The organism is Streptomyces sp. NPDC088812 (genome assembly GCF_044750285.1).
In the GTDB taxonomy this organism is placed as follows: domain Bacteria; phylum Actinomycetota; class Actinomycetes; order Streptomycetales; family Streptomycetaceae; genus Streptomyces.
In genome coordinates this window covers 190,932-216,134 of the sequence record NZ_JBIVJP010000013.1, presented here as the reverse complement: position 1 = coordinate 216,134, position 25,203 = coordinate 190,932, and the positions used below count along the sequence as shown (strand labels likewise).

The 25,203-nt window shown below is 75.8% G+C and carries 16 protein-coding genes; all 16 read right to left on the bottom strand.

The genetic code is table 11. The features are described 5' to 3' along the window. Positions 1–3: 3 nt before the first annotated feature. Positions 4–2,106 (bottom strand): ABC transporter substrate-binding protein, encoded by a 2,103-nt coding sequence (locus ACIP67_RS23630; RefSeq protein ID WP_401694320.1) that lies wholly within the window; start codon positions 2,104–2,106, stop codon positions 4–6. A 5-nt stretch (positions 2,107–2,111) separates the two neighbouring features. Beyond that, on the bottom strand, positions 2,112–4,469 hold the full coding sequence (locus tag ACIP67_RS23625; protein WP_401694319.1) for a bifunctional serine/threonine-protein kinase/ABC transporter substrate-binding protein: 2,358 nt from the start codon (positions 4,467–4,469) through the stop codon (positions 2,112–2,114). After that, positions 4,466–5,392 carry a hypothetical protein gene (locus tag ACIP67_RS23620; protein ID WP_401694317.1) on the bottom strand — a complete coding sequence of 309 codons (927 nt, stop codon included), beginning with the start codon at positions 5,390–5,392 and terminating at the stop codon, positions 4,466–4,468. Before ACIP67_RS23620 ends, ACIP67_RS23625 begins: the two co-directional genes overlap by 4 nt. A 212-nt stretch (positions 5,393–5,604) precedes the next feature. Beyond that, a complete protein-coding gene (locus ACIP67_RS23615) occupies positions 5,605–6,981 on the bottom strand; it encodes an MFS transporter (protein WP_401694316.1) in 1,377 nt (458 codons plus the stop codon). A gap of 329 nt (positions 6,982–7,310) precedes the next feature. Continuing rightward, on the bottom strand, positions 7,311–8,984 hold the full coding sequence (locus ACIP67_RS23610) for a PucR family transcriptional regulator (RefSeq protein WP_401694389.1): 1,674 nt from the start codon (positions 8,982–8,984) through the stop codon (positions 7,311–7,313). Positions 8,985–9,305: 321 nt separating this feature from the next. Beyond that, positions 9,306–12,938, bottom strand: a complete 3,633-nt coding sequence (locus tag ACIP67_RS23605; protein ID WP_401694314.1) for a CHAT domain-containing protein — start codon at positions 12,936–12,938, stop codon at positions 9,306–9,308. Between the two features lie 478 nt (positions 12,939–13,416). Further along, a complete protein-coding gene (locus ACIP67_RS23600) occupies positions 13,417–15,030 on the bottom strand; it encodes a hypothetical protein (protein WP_401694312.1) in 1,614 nt (537 codons plus the stop codon). Next, positions 15,027–16,778, bottom strand: a complete 1,752-nt coding sequence (locus ACIP67_RS23595; RefSeq protein ID WP_401694310.1) for a hypothetical protein — start codon at positions 16,776–16,778, stop codon at positions 15,027–15,029. Before ACIP67_RS23595 ends, ACIP67_RS23600 begins: the two co-directional genes overlap by 4 nt. Positions 16,779–16,924: 146 nt before the next feature. Next, positions 16,925–18,901 carry a CATRA conflict system CASPASE/TPR repeat-associated protein gene (locus ACIP67_RS23590; protein WP_401694309.1) on the bottom strand — a complete coding sequence of 659 codons (1,977 nt, stop codon included), beginning with the start codon at positions 18,899–18,901 and terminating at the stop codon, positions 16,925–16,927. After that, on the bottom strand, positions 18,898–19,311 hold the full coding sequence (locus ACIP67_RS23585) for a CATRA system-associated protein (protein ID WP_401694307.1): 414 nt from the start codon (positions 19,309–19,311) through the stop codon (positions 18,898–18,900). Before ACIP67_RS23585 ends, ACIP67_RS23590 begins: the two co-directional genes overlap by 4 nt. Further along, a complete protein-coding gene (locus ACIP67_RS23580; protein WP_401694305.1) occupies positions 19,304–20,662 on the bottom strand; it encodes a macro domain-containing protein in 1,359 nt (452 codons plus the stop codon). Before ACIP67_RS23580 ends, ACIP67_RS23585 begins: the two co-directional genes overlap by 8 nt. A 173-nt stretch (positions 20,663–20,835) precedes the next feature. Beyond that, a complete protein-coding gene (locus tag ACIP67_RS23575; RefSeq protein WP_401694303.1) occupies positions 20,836–21,681 on the bottom strand; it encodes an endo alpha-1,4 polygalactosaminidase in 846 nt (281 codons plus the stop codon). Next, positions 21,678–22,343, bottom strand: a complete 666-nt coding sequence (locus ACIP67_RS23570) for a spherulation-specific family 4 protein (protein WP_401694302.1) — start codon at positions 22,341–22,343, stop codon at positions 21,678–21,680. Before ACIP67_RS23570 ends, ACIP67_RS23575 begins: the two co-directional genes overlap by 4 nt. Continuing rightward, entirely contained in the window at positions 22,340–23,236 is an 897-nt protein-coding gene (locus ACIP67_RS23565; protein ID WP_401694300.1) for an NAD-dependent epimerase/dehydratase family protein, read from the bottom strand. The genes ACIP67_RS23570 and ACIP67_RS23565 overlap by 4 nt, the downstream gene beginning before the upstream one ends. Before the next feature lie 7 nt (positions 23,237–23,243). Further along, on the bottom strand, positions 23,244–23,957 hold the full coding sequence (locus ACIP67_RS23560; RefSeq protein ID WP_401694299.1) for an NDP-sugar synthase: 714 nt from the start codon (positions 23,955–23,957) through the stop codon (positions 23,244–23,246). Between the two features lie 45 nt (positions 23,958–24,002). Further along, positions 24,003–25,004: a GDP-mannose 4,6-dehydratase gene (locus ACIP67_RS23555; RefSeq protein ID WP_401694298.1), complete on the bottom strand. Its 1,002-nt coding sequence runs from the start codon at positions 25,002–25,004 to the stop codon at positions 24,003–24,005. Positions 25,005–25,203 lie beyond the last annotated feature (199 nt).

Below are 25,203 nucleotides of genomic sequence, written 5' to 3'. Positions count from 1 at the left end.
CCCTCACTCCTTGCCGATGTCGCCGTCGCGGGCCACGAAGCGCACGGTGCCCTCCGTCACGCGGTGCAGGAAGGCGCCGCCGCCCGCCTTCGCGTCGAAGAACTGGTTGCCGGTGTCGAAGACCATCCGGCGGGTGATGCCCTGCCAGGGGCGCCGCAGGAGTTCCGCGCGCAGGGCGGCGCGGCCGTCGGTGCCCGCGGCGGTGAGGCCGTGGGCGGCGAACCGGACGGCGTCGTAGGCCTCGGCCGCCCAGGGGGCCGGGGCGTGCCCGTGGCGGTCGCGGTACGCGTCGGCGAACGCCTCGGTACGGGGGTCGGCGTCCGCGTCGGTGTACCCGGTGCCGATCAGCCAGCCCTCGCCCTCGGCGAGGAAGGGAGCGCCCAGGACGTGTTCCCCGGCGACCCCGGCGCCCCGGTGCCCCGCCACCCGCAGCGCGCGGGCGCACGCGGCGGCGCGCGCCGGGCTCGCCCCGGCGAAGACGACCGCGTCACCGGGGCGGGCGGCGATGCGCCGGGCGACCCCGGTGAAGTCCTCGTCCGCCGCGACCTGCTCCACCGCCGTCGCACCGTCGAGATGGCCGTGGACGGTGGCGATGAGCACCGTCGGCAGGCTCTCCTTTGGGGTGGCGAGATCCTGCACGACCACCGTACGGGCGGGCTTCACGACCAGGTTGAGGTAGTGGAGGCCGGCGCGCGGGCCGAGGGTGACCGGGGAGCGCAGGACCAGCATGGTCGTCCGGCCGACGACGTTGAGTTCCTCGGTGTCGGCGCGGGTGACCAGCAGGGTCAGCCGGGCCTCCGTGCACGGGGCGACGAGCGCGGGCACGGTCCCGTTGGTGCCGGCGCCGATCACCGCGGACACCTCCCGGTCCCCGGTCAGACCGGCCGCCGCCTGCACCGCCCCGGCCGCGCTGCCGTGGTCGTCGGCGGTGCGCAGCTCCAGGTCGACGGTGCGCCGGGAATCGCGGTTGTGCCGGTCGACGGCGAGGCCGGCGCCGCGCTCGTGCGCCGTGAAGACGGGGTCGGAACGGTCGCCGAGCAGGGCGACCACGTGCCGGGTCCGCCGTGCGGAGCCCGGGTCCGCGGGCGTGCCGGGCCGGCCCCACCGCCACCACGCGCCCGCGCCGGCCGCGGTGACGCCGAGCGCGGCCCCGGCGACGAGCACGCGCCGCCGCCGAGGCGCGGGCGGCTCCTCCGGCGCGGAGCTCTCCGCGATCACCGTAGGTGCGGGCACCGGCAGGTCGAGGACGCGTGCGGCACGGGCGGCGACCAGGGCGGGCAGCCCCCGCGGCAGCCACCCGTCCTCGTCGAACCCGCCCAGGGCGTCGCGCAGTCGCCGTACGGTCGGCCGCGCGTCCGGGGCCTTGGCCAGGCACCCCCGCACGGTCCCGGCCAGCCCGTCCGGTACGCCGTCCAGGTCGGGTTCCTCGTGCACGGTGCGGTACAGCACGGCCGCGGCCCCGCCGGTGCCGAACACCGGCCGCCCGGTGGCCGCGTGGGCGAGCACGCACCCGAGCGAGAAGACGTCGCAGGGCGGCCCGACCGCCTGTCCGCGGGCCTGCTCGGGCGAGAGGTAGCCCGGGGACCCCACGACGGATCCGTCCGCGGTGAGCGCGGTCGCCCCGACGGCCCGCGCGATGCCGAAGTCGATCAGGCGGGGCCCGTCGGCGGCGAGCAGCACGTTCGCGGGCTTGACGTCCCGGTGGACCAGCCCGGACCCGTGCACGCCGTCCAGCGCCTCGGCCAGGGCGGCGCCCAGCATCCGGACCTGTGCCTCGGGCCAGGGGCCGTGCAGCGCGACGGCCTCGGCGAGGGACGGACCGGGGACGTAGGCGGTGGCCAGCCACGGTGAGCGGGCCTCGGCGTCGGCCGCGACGACGGGCACGGTCCACCGGCCGGTGAGCCGTGCCGCCAGGTCGGCCTCGCGCCGGAACCGGGCGCGGAAGCCGGGGTCGTCGGCGTACTCGCCGCGGATCACCTTCAGCGCGCACCAGGCGCCGTGCGGCGAGCGCGCCAGATACACGACGCCCATGCCGCCGGCGCCGAGCCGCCCCGCGAGCCGGAAGCCGCCGATCACCGAGGGATCGGAGGGCCGGAGCCGCTCCACGGCCGCTACCCCCGCGCCTCGCTCGCGCGCCGCAGCTCCATGAGCGAGCCGAGCTGCCGGAAGCGCCCGTCGCGGACCTCGTGGACGTAGGTGTCGTCGAGCCAGCCCTCGTCGGTGTTCGCGTACTCGTGGTACTCCCCGAACGCGTACGTCCGGCCCATGCCCTCGTACGTCGCCCGCTCCAGCCGCTCGGCGAGCGCGGCGCGGGCCGGCCGGGTGCGGCCGTCGGCCGGAACCGTGCGGGCGAACTCCGCGAGCAGCATGCGGACACTGTCGTAGGCCTCGGCGGCGTACGGCTCCGGCGCGCCGCCGTAGCGCCCGCGCCACGCCCGGACGAAGTCCCCGGCGCTCTTCGCGGCCAGCGCGGCGGCGTCCACGGCGGAGGTGACGACGTACCAGCCCTCGCCCGCCCCGCCCGCGCGGCGCGGGAAGTCCGAGCCGTACACCTGGTGGGACATCCAGCGCGGCCCGGTGAAACCGGCCGCGGCCAGCTCCCGCGCCGCGCGCGCCGTGGCGGCCGGCGGCCCCAGGTACACGAAGGCGTCGACACCGGCGCCGAGCACCGCGCGCACCGCCCCCGGGCCGTCGTCGGTCTCCTCCGCCACGACCCGGGGCACGACCTCGCCGTCGAAGGTGTCCCGCCACAGGATGGTCAGCAGCGTGCTCTGGTGCAGGACGGGCAGTCCCGCGGAGCGGTCGACCACGATGCCCAGGCGGCGGACCCTCCCTGTGGTGGCCATGTGGAAGGAGCTGTAGCCGCCCAGCCCGGTGTGGGAGGCACGTGACTGGAACGACGTCCTCGGCGACGACGCGTAGTAGTTGGTCTCCCCCGTCGTACTGGACACGTGGGTCAGCCCCGCCGCCCCGTAGACGACCGAGGCCGTGCGCATGGCGATCTCGGTGACCGGACCCAGCACGGCGACGACGTCGCGGTCGGCCGTGAAGCGGCGGGCCACCTCCAGCGCGGCGGACCCGTCGCCCCGGTCGTCCAGGGCCCGCACCGCCAGGCCGTAGGCGCGGCGCGGCGAGGCGTTGTGCTCGGCGACGGCGAGCCGGGCGGCGCGTTCGCAGACCCGGCCCAGGGCGGCGTCGGCGCCGCCGCGGGTGGTGTGCACGCCCAGGACGTACCGGACGCGGCCGCTCCCGGACGGCTTCCTGCCGCCGTTCGCCGACGCCCACACCACCGCCCCGGCGCCGCCGCCCGCGGCCAGCAGCAGCGCGCCGCCGGCCAGCAGCATCCGGCGCCGTCCCGGGCGCGGTCCGCCGGGCCCGTCCGACCCGGGCGGGCCGCCCTGACCGCCCTGACCGCCCTGGCCGTCCGCCTCGTCGACGGCCGTCGGCTCCACGTCCGGCAGGGCGAGGCCCTCCGCGGAGCGCGCGGCGACCATACGGGCGACGGGGTCGGGGAGCCAGCCGGCGGGCGTGCTCGCGCCGTGTCCGGCGGGGGTGGCTTCGGCGCGAGCGCCGTCGGTGGGTGTGTCGGTGGTGGGTTTGCTTGTGCCGGGTGCGGTGGGGGTGCCGGCGGTGGGTACGGCCGGGGTGTCCCGGGTGTTCTCGGCGGTCCCCTTCGTGAGGAGCCGCCCCGCCTCCTCGGTCGTGGGCCGATCGCCGGGCCGCTTGGCCAGGCAGCGGGCGATCACCGGCCGCAACGCGCCGTCCACCCCGTCGAGCCGGGGTGCGTCGTGGACCGCGCGGTACAGCAGGGCGTCCGGGCTCCCGGTGCCGAACGGAGGGGTGCCGGTCAGCGCGTACGCCAGGACGCAGCCGAGCGCGAACACGTCGCCGGCGGAGGTGGCGTCCTCGCCCCGCGCCTGCTCCGGGGCGAGGAAGCCGGGCGTGCCGACGACGAGTCCCGACGCGGTCAGGGCCGTGTCGTCGACGGCGCGCGCGATGCCGAAGTCGATGAGCCGCGGCCCGTCCAGGGCCAGTAGGGCGTTGCCGGACTTGACGTCCCGGTGGACCAGCCCGGCCGCGTGCACGCCGCGCAGCGCCTCGGCCAGACGCCCGCCCAGGACGCGGACGGCACGCGACGGCAGCGGGCCGTGCGCGGCGACCGCCTCGGCGAGCGAGGGCCCGGGGACGAAGGCGGTGGCCAGCCACGGCTCCCGCGCGTCGGCGTCCGCGTCGACCACCGGCACCACCCAGGGACTGTCGACCCGCCGCGCCAGCTCGGCCTCCCGCGCGAACCGGGCCCGAAAGGCGGCGTCCGCGCCGCTCCCGGCCCGGATCACCTTGACGGCCGCGAGCGTCCCCGAAGCGGTACGCCCCAGGTAGACCACGCCCATGCCGCCCGCACCGAGCCGCCGCAGCAGCCGGTACCCGGCGATCCGCGACGGGTCGGAAGCCTGCAACGGCTCGCTCATCGCCCGCCCTCCGCCCCGCCGGTGCTTTCCGTCCCGCCCGTGGTGCCCGCCCCGCCGGTGCTGCCCCCACCGCCCGCCCCGCCGGTCCCGGTCGGCTCGTCCTTCGTGCCCGTGTCGCCGGACTCGTCCCGGCGGTCGATCTCGGCGGCGACGAAACCGACGCCCTTCAGCGCGTCGACCGCGATGTCGTACTCCACGCGGCCGGCGCCGTGGCGCACGGTCGCGGCCACGGTCACCGGCCCGAGCCGGAACTTCGACCAGTCGAAGGGGCGCGGCTCCTCGCCGTCGACGACGTACTCCCCGGCTTCCTGCAGATCGTCCTCGGTCGTGGGGGACTCCTGCTCGGTGGCCGTCTGCGCCTGGGAGGACAGGCCCCGGACCCGTTCCGTCGCGCTCAGCCGCTGCTCCGGGCAGCGCAGCGCCTCCTCCACCGACCCGGCCATGTCACGGCGCGCCTGGACGGTGGACGTGTGGACGGTGACGGTCAGCGCCACGTACACCGCGTCCTTGCCCTTCTCCTCGGGCAGTTCGAAGCGCCGCGTGAGGCTGGCCAGCACGGTGCGCGGCAGCGGCTCACGCCGCCACACGCAGTCCTCGCCCAGCACCGCCCACCTGGCCGGATCGCTCTCGTAGGGCTCACCCCTGCGGTAGCCGGCACCGAAGTAGTCGGGCCGCACGACGAGGGAGCGGACGAACGCCACCGCCTCCGCCCGCGTCCGCGGTGCCCGGTTCTCGGCGAGCGTGTAGGCACCGCTCGACGACGACGGCGACGCCGTGGGGGAGGACGGGCTCGGACTCCGCTTCCCGCCCGCACTCGCCGACGGCGTCCCCCGCGCCGTACGCCCGTCGTCGGTGCCGTCGGTGCACCCCGACAGCAGCAACGTCCCCGCCACCACCGCCAGTGCTGGTCTCCACCCGGCCATCGTCACTCCCCACCCGTGCGGCCGCGCTCCTGGGTGTCGTGCGCGCATGATAGTCCCGGGGAGACCAACTCGCCCTGAGTAAGCGTTACTTGATGGGGTCGGGCGAGGCGGGATCACATGAGGTGCGCCGGGCCGCTCCCCGTCCTCGCGGGGGAGGACGGGACGGGGAGCGGTCCCGGGCGGTCAGATCGCGTCGAGGTCGCGGCGGGCGGTCAGATCGCGTCGAGGTCGCGTCGGCCGGTCTCCGGCAGGGCGAGGACGCACAGCAGCGACAGCAGGGCCATGCCGCTCATGAACCAGCCGCCCACCACGGGGCTGTAGTTCTCGGCGAGCGCCGTCACGATCAGCGGGGCCGCGGCTCCGCCGAGCACCCCGCCGAGGTTGTACGAGAACCCGGCGCCGGAGTAGCGCATGCGGGTGCCGAACAGCTCCGGCAGGTAGGCGCCCGCGGGGCCGTAGATGATGCCCATGCAGAGCAGGGCGCCGCTCAGCGCGATCGCGATGAGGACGTGGTTCTCCGTGTCCAGCAGGGGGAAGAGGACCGCGCCCCACACCACGCCGAAGGCGGCACCGGCGATGATCAGGCGACGGCGGCCGACGCGGTCCGACCAGCGGGCGACCAGGAAGGTGGACAGGCCGAGGACCACCACGGCGACCAGGGTCAGCATCAGCATGTCGTTCTTGGGGATGCCGAGCTCACCGGTGGTGTACGTCATGCAGTAGGTGGCCGCCGTGTAGAACATCACGTACACGACCGTGATCATGCCGGCGCCGAGCAGCATCTCCTTGGGGTGCACCCGGAACGCCTCCAGCAGCGGCGCCTTGGCGGTCTCCCGCTCGGCGGTGACCTTCGCGAAGGCCGGGGTCTCCGAGATCCGCAGGCGGATGACCAGACCGACGGCGACCAGCACGAAGGACACCAGGAACGGGATGCGCCAGCCCCAGTTGCCGAAGGCCTCGTCGCTGAGTACCGACGACATCAGCAGGAAGGTGCAGGTGGCGGCGAAGTAGCCGACGGGGGAGCCCATTTGGGGGGCCGCGGCGTACAGTCCCCGCTTGCCCTTCGGGGCGTGTTCGACGGCGAGCAGCGCGGCGCCGCCCCACTCGCCGCCCAGGCCCAGCCCCTGGACCAGCCGGAGTACGACCAGCAGGACCGGGGCCGCGACGCCGAGCGTGTCGTAGCCGGGCAGCAGGCCGATCAGACCCGTGGACAGGCCCATCATCAGCAGCGAGACGACCAGGACGGCCTTGCGGCCGACGCGGTCGCCGAAGTGTCCGAAGACCGCGGCGCCGAGCGGGCGCGCGGCGAAGCCGACCGCGAAGGTCGACAGGGTGGCCAGGGTGCCCGCCGTCTCCGACAGGTCGGGGAAGAACGCCTCGTTCAGGACGAGGGCGGCCGCGGTTCCGTAGATGTAGTAGTCGTAGAACTCGATGGCCGTGCCGATGAAACTCGCCGTGGCGACGCGGCGCAGACCGGCCGGCGACCCGGACCCGGACTCGGACGCGGACCCGGACTCGGACGCGGCCGCGTCGGGGGCGGGGGCCGGGGTGCCCGGCTCGGGGGCGCGGCTGGGCGCGGAAGAAGGCATGGCTGGACTCCGGAGCGGAGGAGGACAAGGACGCCGTCGCAGAACGCGAACAGGATGTGAACGTAAGCCGACAGCCGTGCCCCGGCCGTTGTCCGCTCGGACAGCGATGCACCGGCCACGCTGTCCGGGAGGACAGCCCGCGTCATCTGCCCGTGCTGTGCGGACGGACAGCGGTGACACCGTTCCGCGCTGTTCCGGCGGACAACGCCCGTTGTCCGCCGGGTGCACGGGGGCCCGGGGTGGGGGAGTGGGCCCGGTTCTTTCCGGCCGCCCCGGCCGGTGGGCGGGTCTGCCACCGTGCGGCGGGCGGGTCTGCGTCCCGGTCGTCGTCAGCCGGCCGGGAACGCCGTGTCCGTCCGGTCCGGTACGCCGAGGTCGAGGCGGAGCTGGAGCGTGGCCGCCAGCCGGTGCTCGGGGTCCTCGAGGTCCAGACCGGTCAGCGCCACCGCCCTGCGCACGCGGTGGCGCAACGTGTTGGGATGCACGTTGAGCCGCTTGGCCACCACGGCGACGTCGCCGAACGCGTCCAGGTACAGCAGCAGCGACCGCGCGAGGTCGGTGCCGTGCGCGCCGTCGTGCCCGACGAGGGCGGCCACCGCCGGGAACCGTACACCGGGCGCCCGGTCCAGGAGGTCCAGGGTGTCGCGGACGACCAGCGCGGGCGTGAGCCGGGCATGGGTCTCGACGGTCACCTCGGGGCTGCGGGTGAGCAGGTGCAGGGCGCGGTGTCCGCGCAGCTTCACGGACGGGATGTCCGCGAGGCGCTCGGCCCGTCCGGCGACGACCGCCTGCACCCCGGTGCCGGTGAGGCGCCGCAGGGTCGCCACGAGCTGTTCGGCCCAGCGGACGAGGGGCGCGTCACCGGCCGGAGGGTCGGCCACGGGCTCGGGCAGGACGGCGTAGAGCTGGCCGCACGCCTGCACGACGAGCGCGTTGTCCCGGTAGGCGGCGGCGTGCACCGACATGATCCCGGTGGCCTCCGCCCGCCGGGCGTCCGCCCGCACCGCGTCGCCGCTCCCGGCCGGGTCGCGCAGGTCCACGGCGACCACATGGGCGGCGGCCGCCGGGTCCAGACCCAGGTGCGCGGCGAGCGCGGGCGCGTCGAAGCGACCGGTGAGCAGCCCGTGACTCAGTTCCTCGCGGGAGGCGAGCCGGGCCGTGGCGTCGCCCTGGAAGTAGTGGTCCACCAGTTGGGCGGCGGCCAGCCGCGCAGCCCCGCGCAGCATCTCGGGCGTCCGCTCGGCCAGCGGGCGCGCGCCCTCCTGCACCCAGATCGTCCCCAGCGGCCGGCGCCCGGCGTTGATCCCGATCACCAGCCGCCGCCGCGCCCCCATCTCCGGCTGCTCGTCGACCGGGACCACCTCGTCGCCCGCCCGCACCCGCTGGTACACGCCGAGCCCGCGCAGCAGCGCGAGGTACGACTCCGGGCAGCTGCGGCCGAGGATGGAGCGGCGGCGCAGTTCGTCCGCCTCGTCGCCGGAGCCCGCGTAGGCCACCACCCGGTGTGCCGCGTCCTCGACGCTGACCACGCCGTGGGTCAGCGTGGCCACGGTCTGGGCGAGGGAGAACAGGTCACCGCCCCGGTCCGCCGGCCGCTCCGCGCGCCCCCGGGCGAGCGCGGCGCGTATCCCGGCCTCCGCCCGGTCCCACCGCAGCCCGGCCGGCACCCCGAGCACGGCGATGCCCGCGTCCTCGGCCGCCGACCGCACCGCCGCCGACAGCCCGTCGTCGGCGATCCGTACGGCGACGGCGGCGGCATCCGCCGCGGCCGCCCGGGTCACCATCTCCACCGCCTCGTCACCGCGTGCCCCGACCGCGAGGACCAGAGCGCCGGACAGGGAGTCGAGGGGCTCGCCGGGACCGGCGAGGACCACGTCCTCGATGCCGGTGTCCGCCCGGCCGCACCAGTCGGGACCGGGTTCCAGGAGGTCGGCGAGACGGCGCACCACATCACCCAGGGAGGCGCCGCCCGGCGGGGGCGGGAGGGAGACACCGAGAGGCATGTCGTTCACCCGAGCAGGGTACGTGCGCCCCCTCCGACGGAGGCACGGCCGGGACGCGCCGGTGCGGTTCCCGGAGCACGGCCCGTCCGGTGCCCGACGGGAACGCCGCGCGGGAGGCCTCGGCCTCCGCGGCCCGGCGGGGTACGTCACGACGTCCCGCCACCCTGTCGGAGGCGGCGGGACGTGGGCGGAGGCGCGCGGCCCTGGCGGAGGCGCGCGGCAGCCCCGGCGACGACCCGTGACGGTCGTGTGGCCGGGCGGACGCCCGGTCTCACGCGCCGTATTGCCCGCCCGGTCGCCCGCCCGGTCGCCCGCCTGGTCTCACGCGCCGTGGTGGACGTACGGTGCCCACAGCTCGGGGCTGCCCGGGTAGCGGTGGCGCAGGGCGAGCACCGCGTGGTGCAGGGCGTGCGGGACGCGGGCCGGGACCAGCCGCCCGTCGTCGGCCGCGTGGGCGTAGAAGGCGTCCGCCACCCGGGCCGAGGCCAGGTCCGGGACGCTCCACAGACTGCCGACGACCTGCGGATACCCGGCGACCTGGAAGCCGGAGGCCAGGTGCACCGACTCGTCGGCGAGGGAGATCCTCGTCTCGCTGGTGCCGCACGCCGACAGATAGGCGAGCGCCGCGCCCCGCAGATCCAGCCCGGCCACCGCCGCGACCGTCAGGGGAACGCCGTCGGCGTCGGCCAGCAGGACGCCGTTGCCCGCCGGGGACACCGTGTCGCCCGCCCCGTGGCAGGCGAAGTGCGCCACCGCGTGCCGGGGCAGCGCGGCCAGCACCGACGCCCGGTCCGCCTCCGCCGCGCACAGCATCCGCGCCCCGCGCAGCCGGCGGGCCACCCCTTCCGCCTCCCGGACCGCACCGGGCAGCGGGCCGAGACAGGCCGACTCCGGCTCCGGTACGGCGACGACCAGTGCGCCGCCGTCCGCCGCGGACACCCGGGAGCGGGCGTACGCCAGGGCCCGCAGGGTCGGCGTGTACGACGACACCACCCGGTCCAGGACGCCGACGGCGGGGTCCGTGTCGTACCGGCCGGCCGCGTGCAGCGGCAGCAGCGCCAGCGCGCCCGTCGGGCACCACCACAGGCGGGAGCCCGGGGCCGGATCGAGGGCGGTGAGCACCGGCCCGGCGACCGCCTCCCACAGCCACGCCAGGAGCCCGAGCAGATCCCGGCGGTCCAGCGGCTCGCCCCTGCCGAGCGGCTCCCGCAGACGGGCCGCCCGGTTGTGCGCGGCGCCCGGCGTCAGCGCGGGCAGCGGGACCACCGTCACCCCGTCGGCGCCGGCGTCGGTGCCCCGGCCGGCGGGTGCGGCACCGACGATCAGGGCGTGTCCGCCGGCCGGGCCCTCGACGACCATGACGACCGGTCCGTCCGCCGCCGACGCCACCAGCTCCGGCAGTGCGGGCGGGCGCAGGAAGTCCGCGAGACCGGGGACGCGCCGGCTCCGCTCCAGCAGGTCCTCCCAGCGGGCGGCCAGGACCCGGCGCTGCTCGCCCTCCGCCAGGACGCCCAGCCGGTCGTCCGGCGGGCCGTGCGCCCACCGCGGCGGTACGGCGAGCAGTTCCCGCAGCCGTACGAACTCCGCCGCCAGGGGCGCGGGCAGTGCCGCCGGGCCGTCACGGGCCTCGACGGCCTCGCCCAGCAGGACGCCCCGGGTGCGTTCCAGCAGTTCCACCGCGCGCCCGGGCCGTCCCGCCGCGAGGGCCGCCGCCACCGCCTGCTGCGGGAGACCGGCGTGCCGCTCCAGACCGCGCTCCCGGCCACTGCGGGCCAGGTGCCGCGGCGCGACGTACGGCAGGAGGCCGACCGCCTGTTCCACGGCGTCCAGCGCCTCGGCGGGACGGCCGGCGGCCCACCACAGGGCGCACAGGGCACGGGCGCACTCCAGACGGTCCTGGGGGAGGGAGGCGGTGGCGGCGGCGCCCGCCGCGAGGACCTCCGCCGCCTCGGCCCAGGGAGGGGGCAACGGGGGCGGCGGCGCGGGCGGGGAGGGCGGGGAGGGCTCCGGCGCCACCGGGTCGGCCGGCGCACCGGAGGCCGAGGCGCCGTCGGAAGTGCCGGAAGCGCCGGAAGCGCCGGAAGTGCTGGAAGTGCTGGAACCGCCGGAACCGCCGGAACCGCCGGAACCGCCGGAACCGCCGGAACCGCCGGAACCGCCGGAACCGCCGGAACCGCCGGAACCGCCGGAAGTGCCGGAACCGCCGGAAGTGCCGGAACCGCCGGAACCGCCGGAACCGTCCGGGCCCGGCCCGTAGCGCGCGACCAGCGCCGTTCCCAGCGTCAGTGCGACTGCCGCGTGCTTCGCCCGCTCCCCGGGAAGGGCCCGCAGCGCGCGCCGGGCCAGGGCCACCGCCTCGGTCGCCGCCTCCCCGGCGGGGGTTTCCGCGACGCCCGGCGCGCGGGCCAGCAGGACCAGCGTCCAGGCGAGTTCGCCGGTGCGCCGACCCCGGTCGGGGGAGTCCTCGGGCGTGTGGGCCAGGGCGCGGCGGGCCGCCGCCACCAGTTCCGTCCGCAGGCCGAGGTCGCCGCCCGTCACCCCGTCCAGGTCGTGCAGCGCCGAGCAGAGCGTGCCCAGGTACAGCGGGAGGCGGGGGTCGTCGCCGGCCAGACGCACCGCCTCCCGGGCGGTCGCCACGGCCTCGTCCAGGTACGCGCGGTCACGGTCGAGCCAGTGACGGGCGCGCAGCGTGCCGCTCAGGTTGTTCAGCCAGGGCACGCGCTGCGCACCGGACTCCGGGCCCTCCTCCAGCGCCGCCCGGGCGGCCCGCACCGCGTCGTCCAGCAGACCGGGCTCCTGGGTGTGGTCGTACAGCGTGACCAGCGCCTCCACGAGCACCGAGCGGCAGGCCCCGCGTTCCGGACGGGCCGTCGGCAGTGCCGCCAGGGACTCCTCCACGGCCCGCACCGCCGCTCTCAGCGTCTCGGTGTCGCCGGTCAGCCGGAAGAGGGCCAGGCGGTGGGACGACAGGGTGCGCAGATGGCCGGGCCGGTCCAGGTGACCGGGCGGGGTGGCGGCGACGGCCTCCGCGGAGACGGCCACCGCCCGGCGGGCCCATCCGGCGTCCCCGGTGCGTGAGGCCAGGTGGCCCAGGGTGGCGGAGGTGATGTCGAGGTAGGCGGGACGGCGCGGATCGTCGGGCGCGACACGCTCCAGGGCCCGTTCCTCCAGGGCCAGCGCCTCGTGCGCGTCGGCGGGGTCGCCGCGCGCCAGGTACCGGGTGAGGAGGGCGCCGGCCGCGGACACCTGGTGCAGCGGGTCACCGAGGGCCCCGGCCGCCGACCGGCCCAGCGCGCAGGCCTCCTCCAGCGCGTCGAGGTCGCGAGTGGCGTCGTACCGGGCCCGCAGGTGACCGGCGAGGTTGTGCTGGTGGCGAGGGCGCAGCGGATCGTCCGGCGCGAGGCAGGCCAGTGCCTCCCGCTCGGCCGTGACGGCCGCGTCGAGGGCGGCCGGGTCGTGGCGGAACTGGTGGACGCGGTGCAGCACCAGGGCGAGGTTGGACAGACAGCCCGGCCGCGCCGGATGGCCCGGAGGACTCAGCCGCACCGCCCGCCTACCGTGCTGCTCCGCCTCGTCGAGCAGCGCCAGGTCCGTCGTCGTCTCGAACAGGGCGACGAGCGCGCCGCACTGGTTGCGGTGGACCTCGACGGGATCGGGATGCCGGCCCTCCAGCAGCGCGGCGCGCCCCAGCGCCACCGCCTCCTGCAGTGCCTCCGCGCGGCCGGACAGCCGCCACCGGTGGTACAGGTGCGAGGACAGCCGGCCGGCCAGCACCGCCCGCAGCCCCGGCTCCGCCAAGGGCAGTGCCAACGCCTCCCGCACGTAGGCGATCGCCTCCTCGAGCGCCGCCGCACCCCCGACACCACGGTCGAAACGCTCCCGCGCGGCGAAGGCGCGCCGGGCGAGGGAGAGGGCCCGGGCGAGGGAGACCCCCGGACCACCGGACGCCTCCACCGCTCCGGGGCCGCTCGGGTCGGGGCCGCTCGGGTCGGGGCTGAGCGGGCCGGGGCCGAGCGGGCCGGGGCCGCCCGGGTTTGGGCCGCCCGGGGCGGGAGGGCCCGGCGCGGGAGTCCCGCCCGCAAGCCCGCCTGCGTCCGAGCCGGACGCCCAGCCCCTGCCCGAGCCGGGCCCCTGGCCTGCGTCCGAGCCGGACGCCTGGCCTGCATCCGAGCCGGACGCCCAGCCCCTGCCCGAGGCGGACCCCTGGCCTGCGTCCGAGCCGGACGCCTGGCCTGCATCCGAGCCGGGTCCGCGGCCTGCGTCCGAGCCGAGCCCGCGGCCTGCGTCCGAGCCGGACGCCCCCTGAGGGGGCGCCGGCGTGATGGCGGTCGGCGGCAACGGCGGCCGCTCGGCCGGGGGCGGCTCCCCGTGACTCATCCGTGCTCCCGGCCCGGCACCCGTGCCCGCTGCCGCCTCGCGGGCGCCCCCCGTCTCAAGCGGAACCCCCCGTCTCCCCGGCGCGCAGAACCGCCTCCAGCAGCCGGCCGGTGTTCTCGGGCAGGATCTGCTCCGCCTTGGCGGCGAGGGCCGCCGGGGTGGAGCCGAGGCGTTCGATGCGGCGGTGGATGTCGCGGCGGACGGTGTCCAGGGGGCCCGGGGCCTGGCCGGCGACGGTGGACAGGGCCGCGTGCCAGGCCGTGAGGGCGAGGGTGACGCCCCGGATGCCGAGGGGGTCGTACGTGACGGCCACCTCGCGGACGCCGACCGTCTCGTCCCAGTGGTCGGTGCGCACGTACCGCTGGTCGTAGCCGGTCACCACCTGCCGTTTCTTCTTCTTGTAGCCGACGAGGACCTCCTCGCTGACCCAGCGCTCGGCGACGAACCCGTCGCCGCCCAGCCAGTTGCCGATGCCGTCCAGGAACTCGTCGAAGTCGCCGGGCGAGACCTTCACCTTGCGGCGGCGCGTCTCGTAGACCGGCCGGCTGTAGTCGGTCTCCTTGACCCAGTCGTAGCGCGGCACGTCCTCGTAGACGTCCTTGGAGCGCCGTTCGATGACCGGCTCGGTGGCCACCTTCCGCAGGCCGGCGAGCTCCTTGGCGGTGAGGGCCTCGAAGCGCCTCAGCCAGGGGCCGTGGTTGCGGCCGCCGCCGCCCGCGAGGCGGCCCGCGTACTCCACGAGCCGCCGGGCGGCCGCCACGGGCACCTCGCCGGCCGTGGCGTCCGACGCGGGCGTGACCGCCGCGACCTGTGCGGCGAACCGGACCACGGCCTGCTGCACCTCCCGGCGGTACAGGCGCGGCGCCCGTTCGTGCTGGTAGGTGAAGATCTCGGTCAGCGCGGTGTTCCCGCCGAGGCAGTCGCGGGCCGCGGACAGCAGCCCCGCCAGCCCCGCCCCGGACCGGCAGTCCATGGGCACGATCCGCGAGGTGTCCAGCCGCCGGCCCGCCTCCTGGTGCCAGCGCGCCAGGGCGGCGTGCGCGTCCTCCAGGTTCTGCGGGGTGGCGAGCCGCCGGCCGGCCTCGTCGTGGAAGAGGTTCAGCACGAACAGGACGCGCTCGGTGCCGAGGGTGCCGAGCAGGTCCACGATGTACGGCTGCTCGGCCCGTCCGACGCCCTGGTGCGGGGCGCAGAGGTACAGCACGAGGTCGGGGCGGAGCAGGTCGGGCGGGGAACCGGTGGCGGGGTGGGTGTCGTCGGCGACCTGCCGGCGCTCCTCGTACCGCAGGACCCGCAGGGTGTCCACGGTCGGCCACCGGGGTGTCTGCGGCAGGCCCAGCGCCGCCCGGTTGAAGTTCTCCAGCCGGTCGTCGCCGGCCACGCCGGGCAGGTCGACGTAGGTGAGCCCGCGGGGGAAGCGGAGGACGTGGGCGGCGTCGGTGCAGTCCTGGAAGCCGGTCGAGCGCAGCAGGTCGTCGGAGCCGACCAGGAGGTTGCCGAGCGTGGACTTGCCGCTGCCGGTCCGGCCGGTGGACACCAGCCGGGGCAGTCGGCCCGCGGTGGTGGCGCGGGCCGTGCCCAGCCGCTTCTGGACGAGGGCGGCGCGCACGTCGCCGAGGGAAGGCTCGTCGAGGGTGAGCGGCGTCTGCCCCCTCGTGCGGGCGCTCATGACGTGGCGAGGAGACGGTCGAGCAGCACGGCGATCTCCTCCTCCGCGTCGTGGCCCTCGAGCAGCAGCTTCGACAGCTGCGGCTCGGCCCGGTCCAGCACGATCGCGATCCGCTGCCGCTCCCGTTCCACGTAGGTGTCGATGCCGTCCCGTCCGTCCTCGGCGACGCAGTACGCCTCCACGCCCGTCCCGACCGACAGCAGCAGCTCGATCACCGGCAGCCCGCCCTTGAGCGCCTTGGTGCCGATGACGCGCTCGGTGACGCCCACGACCTCCTCGACGGTGGCGAGCACCTTCTCCTGGTAGCCGACGACCTTCTGGCGGATCTCGGTGACCGGGACCTCGACCTCCTCCTGGACGGTGCTGGTGGTCCGGTGCACGGAGTTGCGCCGGGCCCGTTCGCGCAGCGCGTCGTGCTTGTCCCAGCCGCCGCCGCCCAGGGCGTTGTCGATCTGGTCGACGGTGGCCTTCGCGTGCTCCTTGAGCGTGTTCAGGAAGCCCGCGCCCGTGACCTGCTCGACCTCACGGGTGATCTTCTGCTTCTTCTTGCGGGTCGTCTCGACGAGGTCGAACTGCGGTTCCCTGGTGACGATGTCGCGCTTGCGGGTCTCGGCGTCCTTCGTGACGATCTTCTCGGACTGCTTCTCCCGCACCGACCGCGCCTCACGGTCGACCAGTTCCGCGAGCGCGTCCCGGAGGGCGGCCGCCGCGGCCCCGGCCTCGAAGGTGAGCACCCCGAACTGGCTGACGCCCTTGGCGGCGACCGCCACCAGGTCCTGGTTCCCGGTCTGCTGGTCCACGGTGTTGAGCGCCAGCCGGGCCGCGATCCGGTTGACCGTACGGCGGTAGTGCAGGCTGCGTTCCCGGCGGGCGTGCTCCTTGAGGTCGCCGTCCAGGACGGCCTGCATGCCGCCGAGCTTCTCCGGGGCGATCACCTGGCACAGCGCCCGGGTGAGGTCGTGGACGCCCGTGCCGCTCAGGGCGTCGAACCGGACGAACCGGGGCTCGACCGAGGCGCCGAAGACGTCCTGGTAGACCGACGTGATCTGCCGGCGCACGTTGAGCACGTCGACGTCCCGGGTGGCGCTCTCCCACGTGTTGAGGGCGACGACGACCTTGTCGCCGTACCGCTCCAGCATGTCCCTGAGGTAGTCCTGGTCGGGACGGAGGAACAGGCGCTGGGGCACCACGAGGTAGACGATGACGTCCGGCGGGTACTTCTCGCCGAACTCCCGGTCGCGGTCGGCCGCCGCGACCTCCGTGCGCAGCACGCCGACCACCTTCCCGCCCTCCAGGGAGGCGTCCGTGAAGTCGAGCAGTTCGAACGACTCCGCCTTCCTGCCCCGGATCTGTTCGAGGCCGAGGGCGAGCCGGGCGAAGTTCTCGTACTGCTCGTCGCCGCCCGCGCCGGGGGTGTCGAAGTACCACAGGTCGCTGCGGAGCCTGAGCATGCCGATGTAGTCGGTGCAGTCCTGGTAGCCGGTCGAGCGCATCGCCCGCTCGCCGAACAGGAGGTTGCCGAGGGAGGTCTTGCCGGCGCCGGTCTGGCCCACGGCGAACTGGAAGACCGGCAGGCCGAACAGCCGGTCGTGGGACTGGATCTCCTCCACCACGCCGCGGCCCTCGAGGTCGCCGAGCGTCACGGCCCGCAGCAGTCCGGGCCGGTCCTGGAAGAGGGCCCTGAGCAGTTCGAGCGTGGTGTCCGGCGAGGGCCGCCGGCTGGTGTCGTTGCTCTGTGTTTCCGCCATGCCCCGACCTCACCCCCGCCGCCGCTTCCGACGACACCACCCCGGTGCTTCCCCGTGCTTCCCGCCGCTTCCGTGCGCTTCCCCTCCGCTTCCCGGGCGGGGCGGGGCGGGGCGGGGCGCGGGCGGGCCCGGCCGGACGGGGCCGGTCACGGGCCGGCCCCGGGCGGGCGGCGGTCGTAGGCGGTGAGGGCGGTGAAGTCGCCCGCGGTGAGCCAGTCCTGGCCGTCCGTGTCGACGGGACAGCCCGCCAGCCGCAGCCGGCTCGCGACCTTGGCGCGGAAGCCGGGCGCCCCCGACATCTGGACGAAGTTGCGCCCGCCGAGGTCGCTCACCGGCCGCTGGTCGCCGGCGACCACGATGACCGTCCGGTCGGGGTGGGTCACCAGGGCCATGCCCAGTTCGAGCAGCACGTTCGGACGGGCCTGCAACGACCAGCGGGCCTCGTGCGCCGCCTCCTGCGTCTCGTGCAGGTCGGGGTGGAGCCGGACGACGTCCTCGGGGGTCATCAGCACCACCACGGCCTGGGTGTACGGCATGGCCCGCGCGATCACCTCGCCCAGGAACGGGGACGCGCTGCCGGTGAGGGCGACCAGGTCCTCCCATTCGAGCGGACACAGGCCGAGCGCGCGCAGGAAGGCGAAGAACGCGTCGCGGGCCGGGGCGTCCCGGCCGTGCACGACGAAGACGTTGCGGGAACGGTCGCCGCCGGGTTCACTGCCGGGTCCGCCGTCGGGCCCCGGAAGGGGCGCGACGGGCCCGGAAGCGGGGGCCGCAGGCCCGGGGACCAGAGCGGCTGCCGGGATGGCTGCCGGGATGGCTGCCGGTTCGGCCGTCGCTCCGATCCCCGTGGCGCGGTCCGTCGTGGTGGTGCCGTCTGTCGTGGCGCGGTCCGTCGTGGCGCCGTTCGTCATGGCGTGGTCCGGCACGGCTCCCGGTAGGGGTGCGGGCGGGGGCGTGACGGGCCCGGGGGCCGGGGCGGGGTGGGCCGCGGCCAGTTCCCCGGCGCCGTCGGCGGCGAGGCCGAGGTACGCCAGGTCGTCGTCGAGCCGTTCCAGGAAGGAGCGGGCGAGGTCGGCGTCGTCGGCGAACGGGGTGCCGGGGCCGGCCGGCCGGGGCAGGCCGACGGCCCGGCGCAGGTTGTCGGCGGCGATGTCCACGGTGCGGCGCAGGGCGCGCAGGTCGTTGAGGAAGAGCAGCGAGTCGAGCCGGCGCAGCCGCAGCAGTTCGGCCGTCGCGCGGTCGCCGGCGCCGAGCCGGCGCAGTTCCGCGCCCAGCGTCTCCAGGGCCGTCCGCAGCTCCCGGGCCTGGTTGTCGCGTTGCCACACCCGCAGCTGGTAGCGGAGTTTGGCGGCGTGCAGCAGATAGCGGGCGAACGGGGGCAGCGCGGTGTCGCCCCGGGACCACAGCCAGGCGCTCGCCGCCCGATCGGCGTCGGGGGCGACGGCCACCAGGAAGCGGCGCAGGGCGCGTCCGTCGGTGTCGTCCCCGGTCTCCCACAGGGCCAGGCCGCTGGTGTGGGGGGTGCCGCGCCGCCAGGCGGGGGAGGCGCGGACCGCCTCGGCGGGCAGCAGGCGGTGCAGCCGTGCGTACAGGGGCGGGGCGCAGGTGCGGACCTCCTCGGCGGAGGGGACGCGCGCCAGGTAGAGGCGGGCCTGGCCCAGCAGGTGCGGGGCGTGCCGGTCGGTGAGGGCGGACCACGCGCGGTTGGGGGCCCGCCAGCGTTCGCCCTCCTCGCCCCGGGCGGGCCCGGTGGGACCGGTGAACCCGGTGAACCCGGTGAGGCCGGTGGGGGGCCCGGTGCGCCCGGCGGGCCGGTCGGCCGCCAGGGACACCGACAGGTTGAGGACGTCCTGGTGGAGGCGGAGGACGGCCTGGCAGTCCGTGCCGGGGCGTTCCTGCGCGGCCAGCGCCCGCTCCGCGCCGAGCGGCAGCGCGCCGAGGTCGGCCGGCGGCACAGGGGGCAGTCCGGTTCCCGCGATCGGTTCGGTCATGCCGAAGAGCAGGCGGCAGCCGTTCCACAGGGCGTGCAGGGCGCGGTGGGCGGCGGGCGCGCCGGGGCCCTCGGCGGGGGCGTAGAGGTGGACGACCAGGTGCTGGTCGAGGAGTCCGGCCGGCCCGGTCACGGACGTCCGCCGGCCCGCTGCCCCCCGCGGGGGCCGTCGTCCCGGGGACGGCCGTCCTCGTCCGGTGTCCCGCCGGGGCCGCCCGACAGGGTGTGGATCAGATGGTTCAGGCGCTCCCGGACCGGCGGCGGTGCCGGTGCGGGGACGGATTCCCGGGGGGAGCCGCGGCGGGTGTCACCGATACGGGTGATACGGACGGGCCCGGCCAGCCCCAGGTCCACGGTGGCCTGGTCGAAGCGGTCCGCGTCGCCCGCGCGCAGGGCGCCCGCGACCGTGTCGAGGAGGCCGGCCAGCCGCTCCCACCGGTCGGGCGGCAACCGCCACAGCCGTACGTCCCGCAGGACGACGAGGGCGGCCTCGCGCAGTGCGGGCGGCAGCTCACGCATCGGCTCGCGCATCGGCTCACTCATCGGCGTACCGCCCGGTGCCGTCCAGGCGCTCCACGAACCGTGCCACGTCCCAGATGCGGATCCGCTGCAGGGACGAGGTGCGGACGACGATGCGCAGTTCGGGCGCGACGGGGGTGCTGCGCGACGCCCGCAGGAAGGTCTCCACGATCATCCGCATGGACTCCTCGTCGCCGAGCCCGTCGATCCGGGCGAGCCGGGAGCCGACGAGCGGGACGGCCACCGGCTTGTACAGGCCGTGCACGGTCACCGACTCCCACAGCCGGTCCAGCGCGGCGCGCAGCTGGTCCTTCGTGCCGCGGGTGACGAGGTCGTTGCCCTGCCGGCAGTAGACGGTGGCGAAGATCCGTCTGCCGGGCAGCGGCAGCGGGACGACCGTGCCGACCGGGTAGCGCACGCGTTTGCCGCGCGGCTTTTCGCGGACGCTCTCCACCCCGGCGGGGGTCACCCCGCGCAGTGCCTTGCGCAGCCGGCGGTCCAGGTCCTCGCGGCTGCCGCCGTACACCCGGTGCAGCAACTGGCCCTGCACGCTGTCCCGGCTGATGACGACGTCCTCGTCGGTCGAGGTGTCGAAGGTGTCGCCGAACCCGACGACGACATTGGCGTCGTCCTGGTCGAACAGGTCGCCCCGCTTGACCACGATCGTGGTGCGCAGCGGCCGGATCTCGTGGCGCAGCACCTCGTCGCCGTGCCGGGCCCGCAGGCTCTCCCGCAGGGCGCGCAGCGTGCGGGCGGACTCCGGGTCGCCGGGCGCCTGGCGGGCCAGTGACTCGGCGATCGGCAGGGCCAGGTGCAGTTGCCCCAACTCGGCGTGCACGCGGACCAGTTCGCGGCGGGCCGTGTCGTACAGGTCGGTGAGCCTGCGTACCACGGGCCGGGCGAAGGGGGAGGTGGCCACCTCCTCGAACGGGGTGCCCCGCCACAGGCGCAGCGCCTCGTTCAGCATCGCAGCGGCGTGGCCGGGCGCCGCGTGGGTGGCCTGGTTCACCAGCCGTTCGAACTCCAGGCGGTCCAACTGGTGCTGGTCCAGCACGAGCCGGTACGCCGACACCGGGTCCCGCCCGGTGAGGGACTGCTCGGTGCGCAACAGGCCGGCCTGGTCGCCGGGTGGTCCGGCCGCCATGGCACGGCGCAGTTCGTGGACCCGTTTCTGCACCTCCGTGCGGTGCAGGCGGGTGATGCGCAGCCCGGGCGGGGCTCCCCACAGTTCCTCGTAGAGCCGCCCGGCGGGAATGGTGTCGCCGTCGGCGGCGACGAGACGCAGCAGGAGTTTCACGGCCTGCGGCGAGAGGCGGACGCGCGCACCGTCGAGTTCGAGACACGCGGAGCCGAGGACCTTCACACGAATGCGCACCACATGGTCTCCAGGTGGCCGGTCTGCCTGCCCGTCCCCCAGACGCGGGCAGGGACGGAAGTCTATAACCTGCCAATGGCATAAATGAGGGTCCTTCGGTGGATCGATCGACAGAACGTGCGTTCCCGTCACAAGGGACGCAGCCGTCACTCCTCGTCGGAGCACCCGCGGCGTCAGCAGGGCTTGCGCCACACCCCGAGTTCCGGCTCCTTCCGCATCGACGACAGCCCCAGCCGCCGCGCCTCGGGGCAGAAGGCGGCCGTCGGCTCGGCGTACTCCACGTGGAAGACCGCCTTGCCGGCCTCGATGAACGGGGTGAGCCGCCCGCACTCGTCGTACTGCGCGCACTCCTCGTTGACCGCGAAGTCGAAGTCGGCCAGCAGCTGCGGGATCTGGGGGAGGTCGTTCTTCAGGCCCACCGCCATGCCCCGCTCGTGGGCGAGGGCGGCGATCATGCGGTTGTAGCGGAGCTGGTCGCCGGCGGTGAGCGGGAAACCGGTGTCGTCGCCGTAGCCCTCCACCAGGTCGGGCTCGACCGCGTCGAAGCCCTTGTCGCGGCACATGTCGAAGCGCCGTTCCATGAGGGGGCGCAGCACGGAGATCCGCCGGATGTCCAGCCAGCGCTCGCCCTCCCAGCCGTTGGGCCCGCCGAGCACCGAGCGGGGGAATGCGTCGGCGTCGGGCCGGAAGTCCTCCCAGGCGCCCACGTTGACGTAGCAGATGACCTTGCGCCCGTCGCGGTGCAGCCGGGCGACGTCGGCAGCGGAGTTCTCGAAGCCGTCGATGTCGTAGACGGGCACGTCGGCCGACGGGTCGACCGCGCCGTCGAGCTGCCACTGCCAGGCCAGGCCGGGGCGCGGCTGCCAGCGGGCCTGCGCCGTGCCGCGCCCGTCGGCGGACCGGCGCGGGCCGTCGGGACCGTCGGGGTTGTCGGGGCCGTCCGGGTCGGAACAGCCGGTCAGCGTCGAGGCCGCGAGCGCGGCCAGCAGGGTCACGTACACCAGTGCCTTGCTTCTCATCGCTCCGTCCCGTCGTTCAGCGCGGGCGTCAACGAGGCCCAGGGGTTGGGAAGGTGCCCCGTCACGGGCCCGCAGACCGCCGCGCCCCGCTCGTGCGCGGTGCGCACGGCGAGCGGGACGAGCGCACGCGGGACCCCGTAGACCAGGTGGCACAGCCGGCCGGGCGGGTGGCGGGCGGTCCACGCCGGCCGGCTGAACGACGAGACGTACGTCGACCAGGGGCCCTCGAAGGTGACGGTCAGGTCGGCGAGACGGGCGTACCCGGGCGCCGGGTGCACCCCCGGGTTCAGCACGACCGTCCCGGCCCCCAGCCGGCGCACCGCCCGCACCAGCCGGCGGCACGCGGGCAGCCCCTCGGCCGTCGCCGTGACCCGGTCGAGGAAGCAGCCGTCGGCCGCGTACCACTCCCGGTGCCGGCGGACGTCCTCGCTCACCTCGGCCCGGCCGCGCACCCCGTAGTCGGTGTCGACGTAGCCCAGCAGCCGCCCCCCGGCCGCCCGCAGCGCCGCGGCCGCCGCGATGAACGCCGGGTCGGGGCGCTCGCCCGGCCCGTTCGCCGGGTTGAGGACGACGCCGTAGGTGTCCGGGGCGGCGGTGATCAGCCGGTGCCAGGCCCCCGGGTCGTCGGCCGGGTGGACGTAGAGCGGGACCAGCAGGTTCAACGGTCGCCTTCCCACAGGGCGGCCAGCGCCTCCTCGAGCGTGTGCGCGGGCCGCCAGCCCAGGGCCGCCTCGGCGGCGGCGATGTCGGAGCACTGCCACGACACCTCCGCCGACCGGGCCGAGCCCGCCGAGCCCCCGGCGTCCTCCTCGATCCGGCCCCGGAACCCGGCCCGTCGGGCCAGGCCGTGGACCAGCTCGCGCACCGGGACGGCCCGGCCCCCGCCGACGTTGAGGACCGGCGGCAGCGGACCCGGCGCGGTGGCCGCGAGGGCGACGGCCCGCGCCACGTCCCGTACGTCGACGAAGTCGCGGTACGCGGACAGGTCCCCGAGCCGCAGCACCGCGTCCGGGTCCGGCCCGGCGGCCCGCAGCAGCCGCCGGGTCCGTCCGGGCAGGCCGGTGGGCGGCGCCCCCGGCCCCACCGGGTTGCCCACCCGCAGCACCACCGCGTCCAGACCGGACGCGGTCACCGCGGCCGTGCCGGCGAGCTTGGTCGCGCCGTACGGTCCGGCCGGCCGGGTGGCCGCCGACTCCGTCACCGCGAGGCCGGGCGCGCCGGGGCCGTACTCGGCGGCCGAGCCCAGGTGGACCAGGCGGGCCGCGGGAGCCGCCTCGCGCAGTGCGGCACACAGCACCGCGGGGCCACGGGCGTTGACCTCCGCGAGGGTCACGGCGTCGCCGCCGGTCGCCCCCGCGCAGTTGACGACGGCGTCGGGGACCGCCGACGCCAGCGCCTTCGCCAGCCGTGCGGGGCGGACGGTGGCGAGGTCGACGGGGAACGCGGCGGCGGACGAGCGGCCGGCGCCGATGACCGTCACACCCGGCAGGGCGCTCAGCCGCCCGGCGACGTGGGCGCCCAGATAGCCGGTGTGACCGAGGACGAGGATGCGCATGCGGTGCTCAGGCTCCCTTGAGCAGAAGCGACTTGCGGGTGGTGAACTCGGCGTTGGCCCGGTCGTAGTCGTCCGGGCGGCCGATGTCCAGCCAGTAGCCGTCGAACTCGTAGGCCTGCGGCGGTCTGCGGTCCCGCAACAGGTCGAGGACCAGCTCGTCGAAGCCGAGCGGCAGTCCCGGCGTGTACCCCTCCAGCGTCGCGCGGGACAGGCCGTAGACGCCCATCGAGACGCGGTAGTCCATGCTCGGCTTCTCGGTGAACGCGACGACCTTGCTGTCGTCGGTGGTCAGCACCCCGAAGTCGATGCTCACGGTGCGGGCGTACGTGGCGATGGTCAGCGGCGCGCCCGACTCCCGGTGCCGGCGCAGCACGTCGGCGTAGTCGAGGTCGGTGAGGACGTCGCCGTTCATCACCAGGAACGTCTCCGGCAGCCGGTCGCGCAGGTTCAGCAGCGGGCCCATGGTGCCCAGCGGGCTCTCCTCGGTGGCGTAGTCGACGGCCATGCCCCACTGGGAGCCGTCGCCGACGTAGGCGCGGATGATCTCGCCGAGGTGGCCGATGGCGAGGGTGCAGCTGGTGAAGCCGGCCGAGGCGAGCTGGCGCAGCACGATCTCCAGGATGGCGTGCTGGTCGCCGATGGGCACGAGCGGCTTGGGCAGCGCGGTGGTGTAAGGGCGCAGCCGGACGCCCTTGCCTCCCGCCAGGATCACTGCGTGCATGGGACTCCTCCTTCGTGGATGTGCGGGTCAGATCCGGGCAGGGGGTCAGATGTTGTAGATGCCGGTCTTGTAGCGGGCCAGGTTGGCCGGGTCGCGGAAGAACTCCACCGTGCGGGCGAGCCCGTCCTCCAGGGTGTGCGCGGGCTGCCAGCCGGTGGCGGCGGCCAGCCGGCTCGCGTCCGCGACCAGCCGCATCACCTCGGAGTTCGCGGGCCGGATACGGGTGGCGTCCTCCCGCACGTCGAGGGCGGTGTCCATCACCTTGCCGATCAGCGCGACCAGGTCCCCCACGGAGATCTCGCCACCGGTACCGGCGTTGAAGGTGCGCCCGACGACCCGCTCCGCGGGCGCGGTGCCCACCGCGAGGAAGGCCCGCGCGGTGTCCTCGACGAAGGTGAAGTCACGGGTGGGACGCAGGTCGCCCAGGGTGATCGTGCGCTCCCCGGCGGCGACCTGGCCGATGACGGTGGGGATGACCGCCCGCATCGACTGGCGCGGCCCGAAGGTGTTGAACGGCCGCAGCGTCACCACCGGCGTGCCGAAGCTGGCGTGGTAGCTGTCGGCCAGCCGGTCCCCGCCCGCCTTCGACGCGGCGTACGGCGACTGGGTGTTGATCGGGTGGTCCTCGGTGATCGGCACGGTCCGCGCGGTGCCGTACGTCTCGCTCGTGGACGTGTGCACCAGCCGGGGCGTGCCGAGGGCACGGACCGCCTCCAGCACGTTGAGGGTGCCGGTGACGTTGGTGTCCACGTAGCTGTGCGGCGCCTGGTAGGAGTACGGGATCGCGATCAGCGCGGCCAGGTGGTAGGCGGTGTCGGCGCCGTCGAGCAGCCCGCGGACCGAGCCGGGGTCGCGGACGTCGCCGAGGACGACCTCCACCTGGTCCAGGACGTCCGGGTGCAGCGTCTCCAGCCAGCCGTAGGAGGAGAAGGAGTTGTACTGGGCCATGGCCCTGACCCGGTGGCCGGAGGCGACCAGCGCCTCGGTGAGATGGGAGCCGATGAAACCCTCGGCTCCGGTGACGGCGGCGAGCGGTGCGGAGGTCAACTCGGTGGTCCTTTCGGTCGGTGGAGGGGAGGAGCGGGGTGGTGGTGCGGGGTGAAGGTGCGGGGTGAAGGTGCGCGGCGGTGGCACGGGGTGGTGGTGCGGGTCGGGCCCGGGGGGTAGGGAGCCGGGCGGTGCGGATCGGGACCGGAGCGGATCGGTGCGGATTGGAGCGGAGCGGATCGGTGCGGATCGGTGCGGA